A 17,062-nucleotide genomic window follows, 5' to 3' on the forward strand; every position below is an offset into this window, starting at 1 on the left:
TAGGTTTTTAATGAAAGAATATTTATTTTTATATAAAGAGTTTAATAATAGATACTATAGCATTGTAAATCATCCAAATACTTCATTAAGATTTTTAAGTACTTTTCTGGCAGAAGATTTTAGGCCTTGGGATACAGATTTTTTAATTCAACCGATAAATCTCTATAATGACAATTTTATTTATCATGATTTTGAACAAAGAATGTTGTATATAGGATTTTCTGAATGGTCTTTATCTGACGGAGAAATGCACTGTCCTGATGAAGAAGAATTCCCTCAGTATGTCAATGAAACTAACAGCTGCAAAATGAGTGTTGATAATTTTATGGAATTTAGACAAAGCTGGATTGCAATAAAAAAGAATCTTCCTGATTTTGTGTTACTCTACCGTGATGAGTTAGATTGGGTTCATTGTAGAGGTTTTGCTACACAAGCTGATATGGAATTATTTGTAAAGAACTATACAGTTCAAGTTGCCCATTAACAGATAGTTGCATACGTTATATTTATGAAATAAACAGAGTAAGTAATGACCCCGGACTGAAGTCCAGGGCTTTCAAAAATGAAAACGGTCATTCATCCCCGGGCTTAAAAGACCCAGGGTTTTCTGACCTGGGTAATAAAAATAGAAGGGAGCAGCTGCTCCCTTCTATCATATATTGATGTTCTAGAATTATTGAACGAACTTTTTAAGTTGCGCAATAAAAAGTTCAATCGTCATGCTATACGGTTCGCTGGTCCATTTTTCAAGCACCGTTTCAGTCGTTGGATCAATTAAAAGCATCGTTGGCTGCGCGTAGACTTTATACTGTTCTTTGAGCATTGCGTAGTCAGGGTTATTACTATGCGTTGCATCAATTTTTACAAAGGTAATAATGTCTGCAGTTGCGCGATTAAAATCATCATTTTTAAATACTTTTTTATCAATTGCTTTGCAGATTGTGCAATGGTTTGCCCAGAAATCAACAAATAATAATGTTTTATTTTCTCGAGCGGTTGCAAGAGCAGTTGCATAATCAGCTTGCCATGCAACTGATTTTTGCGTATTGATCGTCTCTTTGTAAAAAGTCTTTTCGTACGATTGCATTGCCATTAACATGGTTGCACCAATCATGATAATGCTGATTCCGTTGTACACATTTTTTGTGGTAGGGCTACTGTACGCACCAGGACCTGCAAGATAAAATGATGCAGTAAACATGGTAAATGCAGTGAACAACCAGTACACAACAGCAACTGGTAAAATATTTGAAAGGTAGTAAAAACAGGTTGCAAGCATAAAAAAGCCAAGTGCTTTTTTAATCTCGACCATCCACATACCAGATTTTGGTAACAAGTACAGTGAGTTTGAAAATGTTCCAATAACAATAAGTGGGAAGCTTAAGCCAATACCAAATGAAAATAACAGCATAAATCCTAAAATGTTATTACCCATCGTTGCAACGATACTTAAAAGCAAAGCTAACCCAGGTGATACGCATGGGCTTGCAATGGTTCCACTAATCGCACCAAATAAAAATGCTGACATGTACGGACCAAAGCTTTTGTAGAGTTTGATTTCGCCTTTCATGAATGGCGGAATGTACATATCTATCACACCAATCATCGTCAGTGACATGTAGCCAATAAACAGCACGAGTGCAATTACAAACATTGGTTGAGATAATAATGATCCAAATGAGCTTCCTGCAACGGTCGCAAGGAGTCCAAGGCATGCAAAGGTTGTTGCCATACCACATGCATAGCTCATAGAGCCTAAGAAATTAGACAGCAATGATTTTTTACCATGGCTGTGCAAAATACCAATTGTTATAGGAATCATTGGGTAAATGCATGGTGTTAAGCTGAGTAAAAGACCTAAGATAAGTGCCAGTAAAATTTGAGCCCATGGCGTCTGTGTTGTTTTAACAAGATTTTGAAAATAGCCAACCCATGAATGATCTTCTTGAAATTTTGTTTGCTGAGCAACTGGCATTGCAACGATGTTGGTCGTTACTATTGGTTGATCTTCAGCTATGTGATTGTCAAATTGTAGCGGGAAAATAGCATCTTTTAAGCTATTTTCTAACGTTGAAAGATAGCTAATATGCAATGAACCATCAACTTTTTGTTGAGGTTTTGTGCATGTAATGCGCGTTGTTACGATAAAATCTTGATCGTATACTTGTTTGTCTTGTTTAAATTCAGGGATATATTTTTTTGTTGCAGGAACATTCGTAGAACTGCCTATAACTTGCAAGTCAGGATTATTGACTGAAATATTGAGCGTTCGTGCAAAGATTGCTTCATTTTCTTGCAGTGTAAAGGTTACTGCAATATTTTGGTTGAGCTCATCAAGTTGCGTAACTTTATACGAAAAATCAACAGCATTGAGCATAAGCGTTGAGCAGAGCAAAAAAAAGCTTATAATTTTTTTTGATTGTTTTACATAGAGTGGATATTGATGTTGCATACGGTCATTCATAAAATTCCTTTTAAAAAATATCATTTTGTTTGGTATACGGAAGAATTGCAATACAGCCGTTATGAGCAGTCATATGCAATGCTGATGCTGGCGTTCCAATTGAGCCATCAGCAGTTTGACGAAACTCTTTCCATGCAGCTGCATCAAGTTTGGTTGTTTTACTGCTCAGAGTTATAGGGATATCAGATGTTATTTTACCTTGAGGAGCACAAGCATGAACATGTGTATTACTAGTTGCTGTCGTATAAAATTCAATATTTCCTTTATCAGTTTCAAGGTTGCATATTTTATCTGCTTGCATGCTATCAGTTCGCATGCAGATTAAACCATTGCCAGTGTGCGCTTGCAGGTTATCGTGAGGGTTGAGTAATTTTATATCTCCAGCACCCGTTGCAAGATCTAAGGTCCCGTATACATCTTTTACGACGATGTCACCTTGCTTGGTTTTGATAGTAATGTTGGTATCATGCGGGACTAAAATATTAAAAAGGACCGATCCTTTTATTTTAGAATCAAGAAAGGTTGTATGAATTTTGATACTGTTGTCGATACACTCAATATCAATGTTAATATCTTTGATGGTAGCCTGTGGGGCTGTTGTAATAATTTCTAGAGCTATAGTTTTTTGTTTCCAACTATTAATAATCACTGCGCCTTGTTCATTGTTGATAGCAATGAGTTGCGCTTTGTCAAACTCTTTATGCATAATAAGTTCAGTGGTATTATTTATTTTTGTTACAATGGTGTCGATCCATGTATTCCAAAAACTATGCATCACCTGCGTTGATGATAAAAGTGCCATGGTTACGCAAACGTGATAAAATTTCATGAACGTATCTCCTTGTATAATAAAAGAGCGATAATATGAAAATTCTTAATGCAATTCAACTTAGTGTATCCAAGATAGTAAAAAAGCAAAGGTTCGTAAAAAATATTTTTGCAGCAATCCATGAACATGGAGGTAAAGTTCTTTTAGTTGGGGGAGCTGTTCGTGATCTTTTATTAGAAAAAACATCTCAAGATCTTGATTTTGAAGTGTATGGAATTCCCCTAGAAAAATTACAAGAAATCTTAGAATTACATGGCCCGGTCAGCTTTGTTGGCAAATCGTTTGGAGTGTTACGTTTACATGGCCTTGATGTTGATTGGTCACTGCCACGAAAAGACAGCTCCGGTCGCCATCCCGTCGTTGCTTACGATCCGTACATGAGCTATGAGCAAGCTTTTATTCGTCGAGACCTGACAATCAATGCCATGGGAATAGACATGCAGACGTATGAACTCATTGATTTGTATGGTGGTTTACATGATCTGCAGCATAAAATTTTACGAGCGCCTGACCTAGAATTTTTTGTACAAGATCCATTACGATTATTGCGCGTCATGCAGTTTGTGGGTAGGTTTGAGATGTTAGTTGCTCAAGACTTATCAGATGCGTGCAAACAGGTCGACGTCAGCAAAGTGTCACAAGAGCGCATCGAACAAGAATTTTCGAAGCTTTTTTTGCAAGCAGCACATCCATCACTTGGCTTACAGTGGCTTGTAGCAATAGATCGATTCCATCACTTTTTCCCGGGAATTAAGCTGACTGAAGAATTAACTGCAATGATCGATCAAGCTGCACAACAACAGCATAATTGTGATCAAAAAAAATTAGCCTGCATCTGGGCTGTTATCGCAGGCTCTTTGCCACTGTATACTCAGCGTTCTGAAATACATCTGGTACAAGCAACTTATGCTGATAAACAACCCGTCATGCAGTTCATGAAAAAATTAACTGGGCACCAAAAACTAGTCAGCATGATTGCAGACCTTGTCTGGTATGCACCTATGTTATCAACTGATCTGACTGATGCGCAACTCAAGTGGCTTGCAGTCTGGTTGAGCCCAGATACCTCTTTGCGGCTGCTCGTGCAGTATGCAAGATTGCAACAAGGTGATACTGACAACATAGCTCTTGTAAAAAATCGAATTGAGCACTTAGGAATTTTAGATAGGCCAGTGCAACCGTTACTGACTGGCAAAGATTTGCTTGATATTGCACAAGGTCCTGCGCTGGGAAAGCTTGTTAAAAAAGCATACCAACTGCAGATCGATCAAGGTATCGTTGATCGATTTGTTCTCAAAAATTTGGTTCACACAACATAGTCTTATTATTTCTGTTATACATGAGTGTTACATTTTATGACCTTGTAACACGTGTTTTCTGTCAGGGCACACTGTTATGTTTGATCATGTATAACAGAAATGATTTTTTTAGACTCAGTACAAAGTATTTCACGCTGAAACTATAATGTCGATTGGCAGCTTATTATAAAGATTTTTAAATTTGACTTATGGTGTAAATAAGTTCAAATTTAAAATAATAAGTATGTTCTCTTCACGATCGGGTTGTTATGTTTCAGGTTCAAATTTTTATGTTGTATTTTATCTTATTTTTCTCACACCTTCTAGCAGAAAATCCTTTAACAAAAAATATAGCTGTGCATAAAGTTATGCAGTCACGTCAAGTAGTTGTATCTCAAAATCAGGAACAAACGCAGCTTGCTCAAGATTCATTATCACGGGATCGAAAATCAGATGTAGTTGCTTTAATACTTTACCAAAAAGAAAAGAATCAAGCGCTAGAATTGAAGTTAGAGATAACAAATGAAGCAATAACATTTGATATCGATGCAGTAACGTCTTACATTGTGTATTTCATCAGTAAGCAAAAAGAAGCATTCAAAAGGCTATTGATATCTTTTTGTGATAAAGATGATGGTATGTGGGTTCAGCTTGAGGATGTTTATTTTAATGGCAGATATTATAAATATCATGTTTTATCACAAGCTGCAAGAAACGGTACACAGTGGGATAGTTGTACTTTATCGCCTTATGATAAAAATCTTCATTACTTACATTTTGAGGATAGAAAACAGTTAGAAGCTGCTTTAGGTGGTGGAGCTTCAGTTGATTATATATATCAATTGGCAGGGCTTTATCCTGATGGATCGCCATATTCAGGTGACATGGTAGTAAGTAATTCTCCACAAGAAAAGCCATCAGGTCGAGTGCCAAAGCTGTCATCAGATGGAACGCCATTGTCAAAGGGTGCTCAAGGTAATGGCCAAACAGGGTCTGGCGATGGATCAACTACAGATCCTCAGGCAAAGTATCAAGTAAATCAACAAAAATCAGTATCGCAACCATTAAATTCACAATCATCGCTGTACAATCCAGGTACCTTGCAAAAAACTGACACACAGCAAGCAATCACTGAAAACAATATCAGGAACCAAGATTTAAAGGCGTGTGCAAATTTTGAGAACTATCTTAGCAATAAATATCCTGAGTTAGAAAGTTTGATTTTGCAGGATAGGAAAGATGTATTTAATGCTCACAATGGAGTAATGAGTACATACAAATCTGAAAATCCAGGAAGGGTTGTTAGCTTTTTTGGTAAAAAACCTGAAGTGCATGATAGTTATACTTCTCAGCAAGTTGAATACGCACAGCGTATTTTAAAAGAAGGACAAAAAAATCCTCATCGTCATAGAGCTAAAGCGATTCAACAAGCAAATAAAATTATTCAAGTTGATGCAGTTGCAAAAGCAGAAGCATTAAAAAAAGAGCAAGAACGAAAAGCTGCTGAAAAAAAAGCTGCAGATGAAAAAAAGGCTTTTGATGATCAGCAAGCTAAATTACATGACATGCAAAAAAAGCAGAAAAATAATCAACCTGTATCACAAAAACCTCCCATTAAGAGTTCGAATAATTCTTTTGGTACACAGGTATTGCAAGCTGCAGTCTCAGCCTATATACAAGATTGTCAGCAAGGAGGTTTGCAAAGAAGAGAACATGAAAGAAACATGCAAGAAGAGCAGTATCAAGCTGTTACATATCAAAGGTACCTACAACAAAGAAAAATTGAAGAACAGCGAACAAATCTTATTCAGCAAAAATATATCCAAGAAAAAAAAGCTGAAATAGCTTTTTTAGATCAGCAGGGGTATACGTACGAACCATCAGAGCAAGATTTTATAGAGTTAGTAGCAAATCAACTTCGTTTAGAATCTGCTCGAAACAGTTATAGTTCGATGAGTAGCTTGTCATACGATTATTTGATGAGTAGCAAGTCAAGCAATCTTAAAAAAATCATAGCGGATAGTGATGCAAAGGTTGCGTATCTACAAAATAAAATTGCAAAAGATCGATACGATTGGCATGCAAAATCGTTGCAGGAAATAGCTGGTACCAGCAAATCGGGAAGTACAGCTGTTCAACAAGCAAAAAATAGTCGATTGGTAGATGCTCACAATATAGATGATTTTGCATCATCAAAAATATTGATAAAAGATTCTGAACATCGTTATACCATGCCAAGTTCTGTTGCGAACGCTATTCGTGGCAAGCTTATTGATCGTGATAATGAATATTCTGGCAAAGTCAGTGCAGATGAAATTACTATCATAAATTATATGCTTGATGCGATGGGTAAAGCTAACAATAGTATGACGGTTGAATTTGCTCAAGCAGGCTTGCAAGCTTGTGATGATGCTCAGCATGCAAAGAGCGATCAAGAGCGTGCTTACCATAAAGAACAAGCGCAGCTTTATTATAACAAAATAAAAAATAGCCAAACTAACTATTCACTTGCAAATAAAGCAACACCAGTTCAAGCATCTGATCTTGCTACCATGTTGCAAAATTATAACAGCGTTATCGGTCAGCATAAAAATGCAGCAGCATTAGATTCTCAAAAAAACCATAACCCGTTTATTGACCGGCTTGAAAAACGAGCACAAGCGATAACGCAATCGCAAGAGCAGCTACGTACCAACAAGCTTGTGCGTGCTGATTTTAAAATGAGTTCACAAGCTCGTGGTTATTTAATGGCCAATCATCTTAATTATGCAGCATTTGATCCGTCTGAAGGAACAAGCATTCAGCATTGTTTAACGCAAGAAAATTTAGACATTATAGAATCAGCGGTTCAAACTGCTCATCGTTATGAACACCAGCCAGAGACTAAAAAAATTGTTAAACAGATTTGTAATCAAGCAATCACCGCGCAACAACTTAATCAAAGATCGCAGGTGCAAGCAGCAGCTTTGCTAACTGATTTAAACTATATCAATGCTTATTTTGCACAAATCCCTGAGGGTCAAAATATATTCTTAGATCTTGCGATTGGCACTGCACAAGGGCACGCTCAATTTTTATGTAAATGGGCACATTTTTTTAAAAACTTGTACCAAGATCCACGCCATTCTGTTCATGAAATGGGCAAAGACTTACGTGCTATTGCAAATGCTTTATCTGGTGTAGCATCTGCAGTCTATGATTTTACACCGTTAGCAACCAATATTGATACGGCGTTCGATTCTTTTGGATTTCAACCAGATAAAAATAAAAATGCTGATGGTACTGTAAAAACTTATGCAGATCAACGCAGCCTGAAAAAAATGCAGACGATTGAACATCTTCTTTCTACAAGTCGTTCGTTTGTTGAATATATCCAAAAAAGCTCTTTACGCAAAATCACCACAGATACAACAGAATTCGCAGATGGCATGGCGGTTGATGGGTACCTTACCCACAAAGCAATGACGTTAGCCGGTTCGTTAGCACAGCAGGTAGGGCAAAATATTAGTCTAGCAGGTGATAGCATGTATAATCTATTACCGCCTGAGCTCATGGATGATGTTGTGACCTATGCAACAACATGCAAGGGTGACACACTTGCCTTGACTGAAAAAACAGCTATTGATCTTGGAGCAGCTGCAGTACATCAAGCAGCTGTAAATAAAGCTCTTCAAGCTGAAAAAATTGCTGAAAAGAAGAAATTAATTAATAGTACTGTCAATAAAATTACCAAGACAAATCAACAACATATAACAAATTTTACAAAATCAATGGAATCTCATCTTGTGTATGACAAAGTTCTTAATCCAGAGCGGCTTAAAACTATTAATGATATACCACAAATTAATTTATACAGAGACTTTACGAATAATTTTAGCCCAGAAGGTTTAGCTAAATTAAAACCAGAAGAAATTTTACATCTTAATTTATGTGAATGGTTGGAGCCTCGGGCAAGAGCTATAAATGAAAATTTGAAAAAAACGGGTGGAATTAAAATAGTTGAAATAAGAGATTCTATACAATGTGTTACAGATATTCATGAATTTGATTTATTTCATTCATTATTGGGTGATGTCAAACCAGGATCAATTCGTTCTCATACTTCTGGAGGACATTTAATGATCCCTGAATTAAAAGCAGCTCTTTTAGATATAGCTGAAATTAAACATGTTAGAAATGAATTTTTTGATATGGCAATTCAGTATGCCGGAAGAGAAGCAGATGCATATATAAATAAAACTTTTTTTCCTTTCGGGACATCGGTAGAAGAGGCTGTTGAAATAATAGAAAGAAGTATTAAAATGCCTAAAAAAATAGATTTTGATGTAATCAATAATATAGGAAGAGTCCCTGTTTATATTACAGATACATTAGATAATGAATTTGGTATTTATATATATAAAGGGGTTGCAAGATTTTATCCGATGAGACCTATAAAATAAAGGCGGTTAATAATGATTATTAAAGATAGTACACAATTAAGATACAGCGTAGGATTTCATGTTTTTTTTACTATAAAGCCTGAGATACAAACTTCTATTTGTTTAGTTAATATATTTTTTAGGGAAAATTTACGTTATCTTAAAGATGAAGATGAATTAAATTTTAAACAAAATATAAAAAAACTTTTAGAGCATGGGATGGGATTTGAAAATATTTATGTGAGTGTTGATCAGGTTCATCATTTAGTATATCTGAGTGAGTATGAGAATGACTTCTATCGATCAATAAGTGATGAAATAGAAGCATTGCTTGAAGAGCAAAATTTTATAGAACTTTGTAAAATTGGATTTTTAGATCACGTCGTTTTAACAAAAGATAATTTACATGATGTTATACTAATATGGGATAAAGCTTTAAAAGAGCAGTCACCTTTTCTTTTACTTTATCTTGATGATAAGAGTTGGTACAATGTGTTGCCATTTGAGACAGAAGAAGCTATGCAAAAATTTGTAGCTGATCATACTCAGCACGAAACTATCTAAAGTAATTAATTTGTAAGGCGCATTTCATTTATTTGATTGTGCCTTATTTCTTTTGAATTTCTCAATGAGCATTTTATAAAAACCATTGTACGATTTCATCCTGTAAATCCTAAATCTATTAAAAAATAAAGAAATGTTATTATGAAAATTAAACAAACAGCTCAATTAAGATTTAATATAATTTTTAATCGTTTTTTTCCTGCAAAGCGGACTATAAATAAGCCTATATCTTTTATATATTTATTTTTTTTAGATGCGACTGGAGCAATTTATGGAGCTGGAGTTGAAAATTATATAGAGGAATTAAAGACTATTTACAGAGAAGGTATGAATTTTCAAATGATCGAATTGAGTTTGGATTATGAAAATCAACTTGCTTATATCAATGAACCATTTGATAATTCAAAAAAAGAAATAACTCCTGAAATAGATGCATTAATAGAATCTCAAGCAACAGTAGAGCTTTGTCGTAGAGATTTTATGGGATACGCTGTTATGACTCAGGATAATTTATTTCATTTGTTGCGAGCATGGAATAAAATTTTACATAAAAATTCTTTATTTGCTTTAATTTATCTTGATGATAAAGATTGGTATGATGTATTGCCATTTGACACGCAAGAGGCTATGGAGAAATTTGTAGCTGATCATACACAGCAAGAAATAGCTGAAAATAAGTAAATAATAAGGCGCAATTCATGAAGTGAATTGCGCCTTGTTTTCTGTTCAGCAGTAATTTTTTGGAATGAATTATTTGTTAAAATTTTTTAACATAACCATTAATGCAGCTTCCCCATCGCATAAAATAAGAGCACGGGCTTGTTCTTCGCAGACGGTTGGAATTCCTTCAGCATTTTGTTGAGCGTCTTTTTTGATGCTTTCTAAACATTTGCTAAAATTTGCTTCTGCCTTAAGATATTTTAATCGTTTATTTGCTTCTTCTGTTCTAACTTCTGCTTCTGCTTGTTTTGCGATATCTTCTTTTTTTGGAAACATCCAGTCATATGCAACAGTTCCAGTTTTCAAAAGAGCAGCGCTTGTAAGACCTATTACACCCTTATTAATTTCGTCCTTATTAGCCTCTGCTTGTTTAGATAATTCTGAACAAATTTGATCGCTGTTTTGAGTAATTTTTGTCCATATATACCAGCTGTTTTCTGAGATATTTGCAATGACATAGGTAATTAATTGATTTATTGGTTCATCTGAAGCATGCAATGATTGGCTGTTTGAAACAGCTGTTAATAGTAACAGATGTAAGATAAATTTTTTATACATTTTTAAAATTCCTTGAGTGTTATTTGAAAAGTGATTGGTATCGGTATGACAACAAATTAACTGCTTATTAGTACATTAATTTTTAAACTATGCCTTTCATATTTAATTGATGAGTGATGGGATATTGAATATTTCATTGTGCTATAATACATTGCTATGTGCACTGTTAATTTCGATCAAGATTGATATTTTCTAACAGCTTAATTCCATATGAATTGCACTTGGTGATAATTTATTCAAATTGAAAACATTGATTGAGTCGTGTTCTATATAATAATAATATACGACTACAGAATGTTCGTCCAGTAGAAATAAAGAAGATTGTAAACATATTAAATTCGATTCACATGCATTATTTATTGATGTATTCTGTAACATAATAAAGTGCTGTTAAAAAATATTTTTAAATAAATTTATAAAGGTTAAATTCGTGATACATTTTACAAAAAAATTCTATGCAATGATGTTTGTTGTCTTTTGCATGTCGAACATTATGCAGTCACATGACATGAGTGATGAAGAAGGCAGAACAGAAATTATGAATTATGTGATAGCGATAGAAAAAGAGATTGCATTAAAAAAGTCTGAACTCGAAAAACTTTGGAGTACTTATTTTTATACTAAAATAACTGTTACTAATAATGCGCTTATTAAAGATACAGGCATGCAATATTATGATTTTACAACTTTAAGAAAAGCTTATACGACTGAGGCAGATGTTGAGCATTATAAAAAAGTTAAAGATGAATATAACTCATTTATTAAAGATATACGTGATAACATTAAAAGTATGGTTTTGGATGGTGCCAACTTACAAGCACGTGATGTAAAGGGTAAATCTGTTTCAGATTATTGTTGTTCATGGGAAATGTATGATATTTTACACGAATTGGGTGCACCAAGAACACTTAACCAAGAATTTTGGGGAGCTATTGTAGGTGGTGTAGTAATTACCTCATCAGGTGCTGTAATTATAACAGCGGCTGCTGTTGTTGCAACGGCTTGTTATAGAGCTTGTTTTCCTCAGTAAGCATAGCTAAATTATAAGCTGCCATATTTTAAAAAGGGAGAGGTATAGATTTGTTGTCTATATCTCTCCCTTTTTTGTTAAAAAATTATATTTCTAAATCCAGAATTCGTACCAGGCTTTTGATGCAGGATCTTCAAGCAGTTCTATGAGGTTGGTATTTCCTGACTGTTGAGCGTATGCCAAAGCCGTCAGCCCGCAAGCATCGCTGATATTTTTATCTGCGCCTGCAGCAAGAAGTAACTGAATCATCTCAACATTATTTTGTAGCGATGCGATGATTAACGCTGTTTGGCCATCATTATTTTGTAGATTAAGATCAGCGCCATGATTAATATACAGTTGCATGAGTTCAATTGTATCATGCAGAGCTGCTTGCATGAGAAGCGTCTGACCATTTTGATCTTGGTAATTAATATTGATACCTGAAGTAATGAATATTTTAATAGCTTTTATTTCTTCATCATCGTCATTACTCTCATGAGCAAACATTATCATGAGCTCCATCACGCTGTTTCGGTTATTATCCCTTGGTAGACAGCCCGATTCGATAAGCAGTTCTTTCATTTCGATATAATTAAAAAAAATTGTTAGCGATACAAGTGTTATCTTATCCATGATGCGAAGATGTTCATTTGCGCCATATTGAATGAGTGTATATGCAATATAAAAATCGTTCCTAGCCACAGCAAAGCTTAAAGGTGTTGACCCACAATTATTTCTAATCTCAAGATTTGCACCATATGCAAGCAACATGCGTACGGCATCAAGATCTTGACCATCGACAGCATGCATCAAAGCTGTGTTTCCATCTTCATCTTGAGCATCGATATCGATACCATCTTGTATAGCAATCTTCATTGCATGAATATCACCGCGGTATGCCGCTTGCATGAGGTCATTTTGCCCGTACGAAATATTCATAAAACCAAGACACAGTAGAGTTAACAGTATTATTTTTTTCATGTATATCCTTATCGTATATTAAATAGTTAAAAATGATGATTTCTAACTATTTCCAAAATTTATACCAAGGTTTTGAACTATTATTTTCTAATAATTCTACGATATCTTTATGGCCTCTAAATGAAGCAATCCTACAAGCTGTGCAGTCTCCAGCAAAACGAATGTTTTTGTTAGCGCCTTTTTCAAGAAGAAAGCAAACAGCTTGTATGCATCCATAATGAGCTGCATACATTAAAGCTGTTAAGCCATCTTTGCTTATACAATTAATTTTAGCACCATGATCAAGTACTATTTTCATGAATTCAACGTCATTATTTGAAGCTAAACACATTAATGCAGTCCACGTATTACTACAAATATTAACATCTGCGCCATGTTCAATTAAAAGTTTCATAATTTTAGGTGCATTATACCTAGCTGCCATAATTAAAGGAGTTTCTCCTTTATGATTTTGTGCATTTATATGTGCGCCATGCTCAATAAGCAGTTGAGCAATTTCAACTTTGTCTGCATCGGTTGTGTACATTAAAGCTGTATATCCTGAATTACTTTCTAAATCAAGATGAGCACCATAGTGTAGAAGAAGTTTGACTATCTCAATGTTGTTTTGATAGATTGCAAGCATGAGGGCTGTTTCTTCACCGCCAGATTGCACATTAACGTTTGCGCCTAATTGTAGTAACCGACGTACTATTTTATCCTGATTATTTTCAATTGCAGCCATTAAAGCTGTTTTTTTGAAGCGTGGTTCTTGAGCATTGATGTTAGCACCATGAATTAATAATGATGCTATTTTGTGTTCATAACCTAACCGAGCAAATGTTACCAATGCAGTTCCGTCGTCATATTGCTGTTGATCGAACCTTGCTTTATGACTAACGAGCATGTCAATTATTTCCTGTTTATCATCTTGAGCTTTCCATATTTTTTTATATTTGCTCACGCCTTGCTCGTCAAATAATGGAGCATCCATCATTTCTTGTAATCCATGAATTTCATATAGCACTGCATATTGTAAAGCTGTTAAGCCCATGTTGTTTCGAGCGTTAACATCTGCCCCTTGCTTGAGTAAATATTCTACCATAGGAACATATCCATAGTATGATGCTATCATTAAAGCTGTCGATTGATCAAGGTCTGTTGTATCAATAGTAATAGAACTATTGTATTCAAGCAGATCTTGCATCGCTCCCAAATTATTAGCATATGCTGCTTGTATAAAATCATTTTGAGCTGGCATTACGGTAAAAAAGCTACAAAGCATGAGCAAGGTGACTATTTTTTTCATAGAAGAAAAAGGTTTGCATGATTGATTTATATTGTTTGATGTTTGCATGTTTAGAATCGATTCGATAATAAATGGTTGGCAAAATAGGGGTCAATTATTCAAGGGACAGTATAAAACAATCCAGTAAAAATAATAGATGATGCAGCCCTTGTAAGCGCACCAAAAAAAAGACAGATCGACCAGCGTTGAGTTGATCGATCTGTCGTAAAATTATCTATAGATAGACTATTATTTAGAATTTTTCATGTATAACATAGCACTCAGCACCACAATCGTTGTGATGAGCATCGCATCGACTGAATCGATCTCGATACCTATGTCAGGTCGTATCTTTTCAGCTTTCATAGAAGGGGAAAAGTCTTGAGGTACAGCAGGTCCAAATAATATTTTTGTCAGTTTTTTATATAGAGTTATTTTTTTATCAGATTGAGGTAAAAAATTAAGAGCTTCTTTTTCTAATTTTTCTTCTTCAAAATATTGTACAAGGTCAGCTGGATCTTGCGTGCTTGGCACAAAAATTCGATAATGCCCATCGGTATACAGAATTGTCGCTATGCCATGCGCAGGCTGAGCTGTACTGATCGCTAATGGTTGATACTGGTTGTGCTGACTGATGGTGTAAAGACTGATGCCCGTTGCTTGCGCTAGTAAGCGTGATTGATCAAGTGTGAGTTCGTCTTTCCAGGTTACAATTTGTTCAAGGTACTGCGGTAAGGTAGTATTATCTGCTTGTAGTGCATCGGCAAGCAGCAGCTCAAGTTCGCTTGCCTGAGTAAACAGTTCTTGATCTTGGTCGCTGATAAAATCGCCTGTATGTTTTGCTATGCTCGTAATAGTATGAGCATTGAGTTGAGCAATGTTATCTGCAATAAGATAGCGCAAAAACATAATCATATAATAGACAAATGCATACTCTGTATTCAGGTGATCATGAATTTCTTGTAGATCGGTATACTCAGATAGTTTTTGTAACTGTTCAGTCAAATACTGTTTAATTGCAACTGCAGTGTCATCTTTATTAGAGCTAAATTGTGTATCATGTTTTTTAAATAATGGTATATATTGTGCATCAAGAAGTTGGTTGAGGTGAACGAGTAAGGATGCATTGTCAGATTGGTTTGCGTTGATAAAAATAGACCCTAAAAAAGATCGATACCCACAGTTACCATCACCTTTACTATCGATAATATATTCAGCTGGTGCAAGGTTGTGCTCAATAATATTTTTATCAGGATCGTAGTCATAGTTAATCAGATAGTCTTGCGTATGTTCTACATCACCCAGATTATCACTGGTACGATCTGATGATACCCATGCAGTTTTCTTGATGGTATCAAAAAGTGATATTTGCTGTGCAGGAGCTATTTCGTGATCGCTGTGATTATCGGTATCCATAAAGCGAAAGCTTGGGATTATAATTTTTTTATTACCAAGGCTTGCATCGATGATGCCGTGTGAAAAAATCATGCAATACGTCAGCATGCAGAGCATTATCTTGTGTAAATTCATGATAAAGAACCAATATATTTTATAAGTATTCTTAATGTATAATTATAGTATACAAAATATACAGCGATCATATCAATTCAATCTGAAATTATTTGTTGTACCATGAGCTGTACCAGCTGGATTTTTTTGGGATAAGCATATGATATTGACCAGGTGATTCTGTTGCAAGCAATGAACTGGTGCCCAATTGCGGCTGCCCTTGGTATGTTGTTGTGCATGCAGGGGTGTCAGCTGGTTGAACGCAGATACTCATTCCGGTAGCCTTAGCAAGCAGGGCTAAGTCAAGTTCGCTTGTGTACGCTCCCCATTTTTTCATTTCTTTGGTGTAGGTAGCAAGATTTTGCGACCGAATAATAATTGCGGCGTGTTCCTTTGTGTGCTTGGCAACGTAGTCAATGAGCATATATTTTAAAAAAGTAATCATATAAAAATCAAAGACTGGTTCTTCGTTCCATAACCTGACAACCTGTTCAAGATTTGTGCAGGATTCTATTTTTTTCAGCTGTTCGATCAGATATTTTTCCAGCGCATGGGCAACTGATGGTTGAATATTTTTAGGAAAGAGCTGATCATACTGCATAAAAAGATGGACGAAGTTTTCTGCAACTAATTTTTTTATAGCATTGATAGATTGTTTTTGATTGGTGTCGATTGCATGCATGAAATTTGATGCAAGCACGCTACGATACCCACTGTTACCATCATGAGCAGTTTGTATAATAAATTTATATGATTTTAGATAATCTTTACCTGATTGATTACCCGATGTTTGTATAAAAGAATCGATCGTTTGCACAGGGCTGAGGGTAGGGATGAGTTTTTTTGTTGATGCTAGCTGTGGCTGTGCCAGTTGCACAACAATGTTGGTCGCAACATCAACTGGTTTTATCTGTAATTTTGGTTTGATGAGTTGCAGGCAATCAAGTAGGTCGGTCAGTTGAGCTTGTAAGATTAAAATTTGTTCTTGGTCAAATTGAATGGCGTCTGTTTTTCCCTGTAATTGGCTTGCAAGTAATGCTATTTTATCCAGCACGATAGCAGCTAAAAGATATTGACTCTCAAAATCTTGTAAAATTTTTGATTGTTGTAATGCTTGGCCAAGGTTAATTGCTTCTTGTACAAAAGAAAGCGCATGCAGCGTCGTTTGAATACTACTTTTTTCATCTTTAATATAGGTCAGCACTGCCTTGGTGTTACTATTCCAAAATGATATGCCCACTTGAACTAATTTTTGTAATGCTTCATTGGGTGTTAAAATTCGCTCTTCACGTTTGTACAGAGTGTCAACCGACGATGCCATGGTATAATCAAAGACGTGTGAAAATGTCTGATCTGAGATTGCATACAGGATGATGAATAAACGTCGGTATACTTTCATCGATAACCAATCTATTGTTACATATTTTATTTTTTATAAA

13 protein-coding genes are annotated in these 17,062 nt (G+C 35.2%); 6 read left to right on the forward strand and 7 right to left on the reverse strand.

Features of this window, described 5'->3' with window-relative positions; genetic code table 11:
* The first annotated feature begins 10 nt into the window (after positions 1-10).
* The gene (locus tag C0J27_RS04840) at positions 11-484 is read left to right on the forward strand and encodes a hypothetical protein (protein ID WP_115586044.1); all 474 of its coding nucleotides are present in this window, start codon (positions 11-13) and stop codon (positions 482-484) included.
* Between the two features lie 189 nt (positions 485-673).
* Here C0J27_RS04840 and C0J27_RS04845 read toward each other — a convergent pair whose 3' ends face one another.
* The gene (locus C0J27_RS04845; protein WP_162801818.1) at positions 674-2,464 is read right to left on the reverse strand and encodes a protein-disulfide reductase DsbD family protein; all 1,791 of its coding nucleotides are present in this window, start codon (positions 2,462-2,464) and stop codon (positions 674-676) included.
* 10 nt (positions 2,465-2,474) lie between these two features.
* A complete protein-coding gene (locus C0J27_RS04850) occupies positions 2,475-3,293 on the reverse strand; it encodes a DUF4097 family beta strand repeat-containing protein (RefSeq protein WP_115586046.1) in 819 nt (272 codons plus the stop codon).
* Positions 3,294-3,328: 35 nt separating this feature from the next.
* On the opposite strand from C0J27_RS04850, the gene C0J27_RS04855 reads away from it, so the two are divergent.
* The 4 genes from C0J27_RS04855 to C0J27_RS04870 all read left to right on the forward strand — a co-directional run bounded on the left by C0J27_RS04855 (position 3,329) and on the right by C0J27_RS04870 (position 10,257).
* Positions 3,329-4,612, forward strand: coding sequence for a CCA tRNA nucleotidyltransferase (locus C0J27_RS04855; protein WP_115586047.1), 1,284 nt, complete (start codon positions 3,329-3,331; stop codon positions 4,610-4,612).
* A 248-nt stretch (positions 4,613-4,860) separates the two neighbouring features.
* Positions 4,861-9,033: a hypothetical protein gene (locus C0J27_RS04860; RefSeq protein ID WP_115586048.1), complete on the forward strand. Its 4,173-nt coding sequence runs from the start codon at positions 4,861-4,863 to the stop codon at positions 9,031-9,033.
* 12 nt (positions 9,034-9,045) lie between these two features.
* Positions 9,046-9,576 carry a hypothetical protein gene (locus tag C0J27_RS04865; RefSeq protein ID WP_115586049.1) on the forward strand — a complete coding sequence of 177 codons (531 nt, stop codon included), beginning with the start codon at positions 9,046-9,048 and terminating at the stop codon, positions 9,574-9,576.
* Between the two features lie 141 nt (positions 9,577-9,717).
* Positions 9,718-10,257: a hypothetical protein gene (locus tag C0J27_RS04870; protein ID WP_115586050.1), complete on the forward strand. Its 540-nt coding sequence runs from the start codon at positions 9,718-9,720 to the stop codon at positions 10,255-10,257.
* 69 nt (positions 10,258-10,326) lie between these two features.
* Here the strand turns inward: C0J27_RS04870 and C0J27_RS04875 are convergent, their stop codons facing one another.
* Entirely contained in the window at positions 10,327-10,854 is a 528-nt protein-coding gene (locus tag C0J27_RS04875) for a hypothetical protein (RefSeq protein ID WP_115586051.1), read from the reverse strand.
* Positions 10,855-11,284: 430 nt separating this feature from the next.
* Between C0J27_RS04875 and C0J27_RS04880 the strand changes: the two genes are divergently transcribed.
* On the forward strand, positions 11,285-11,884 hold the full coding sequence (locus C0J27_RS04880; protein WP_115586052.1) for a hypothetical protein: 600 nt from the start codon (positions 11,285-11,287) through the stop codon (positions 11,882-11,884).
* 93 nt (positions 11,885-11,977) lie between these two features.
* On the opposite strand, the gene C0J27_RS04885 is transcribed toward C0J27_RS04880, so the two are convergent.
* The 4 genes from C0J27_RS04885 to C0J27_RS04900 form a co-directional block, all read right to left on the reverse strand.
* Positions 11,978-12,847: an ankyrin repeat domain-containing protein gene (locus C0J27_RS04885; RefSeq protein WP_115586053.1), complete on the reverse strand. Its 870-nt coding sequence runs from the start codon at positions 12,845-12,847 to the stop codon at positions 11,978-11,980.
* A 46-nt stretch (positions 12,848-12,893) separates the two neighbouring features.
* On the reverse strand, positions 12,894-14,183 hold the full coding sequence (locus C0J27_RS04890) for an ankyrin repeat domain-containing protein (RefSeq protein ID WP_115586054.1): 1,290 nt from the start codon (positions 14,181-14,183) through the stop codon (positions 12,894-12,896).
* A gap of 180 nt (positions 14,184-14,363) precedes the next feature.
* Positions 14,364-15,644, reverse strand: coding sequence for an OTU domain-containing protein (locus C0J27_RS04895; RefSeq protein WP_115586055.1), 1,281 nt, complete (start codon positions 15,642-15,644; stop codon positions 14,364-14,366).
* 88 nt (positions 15,645-15,732) lie between these two features.
* A complete protein-coding gene (locus C0J27_RS04900) occupies positions 15,733-17,022 on the reverse strand; it encodes an OTU domain-containing protein (RefSeq protein ID WP_115586056.1) in 1,290 nt (429 codons plus the stop codon).
* Positions 17,023-17,062 lie beyond the last annotated feature (40 nt).

The sequence above is a fragment of the Candidatus Chromulinivorax destructor genome, from assembly GCF_003366055.1.
Lineage (GTDB): Bacteria > Babelota > Babeliae > Babelales > Chromulinivoraceae > Chromulinivorax > Chromulinivorax destructor.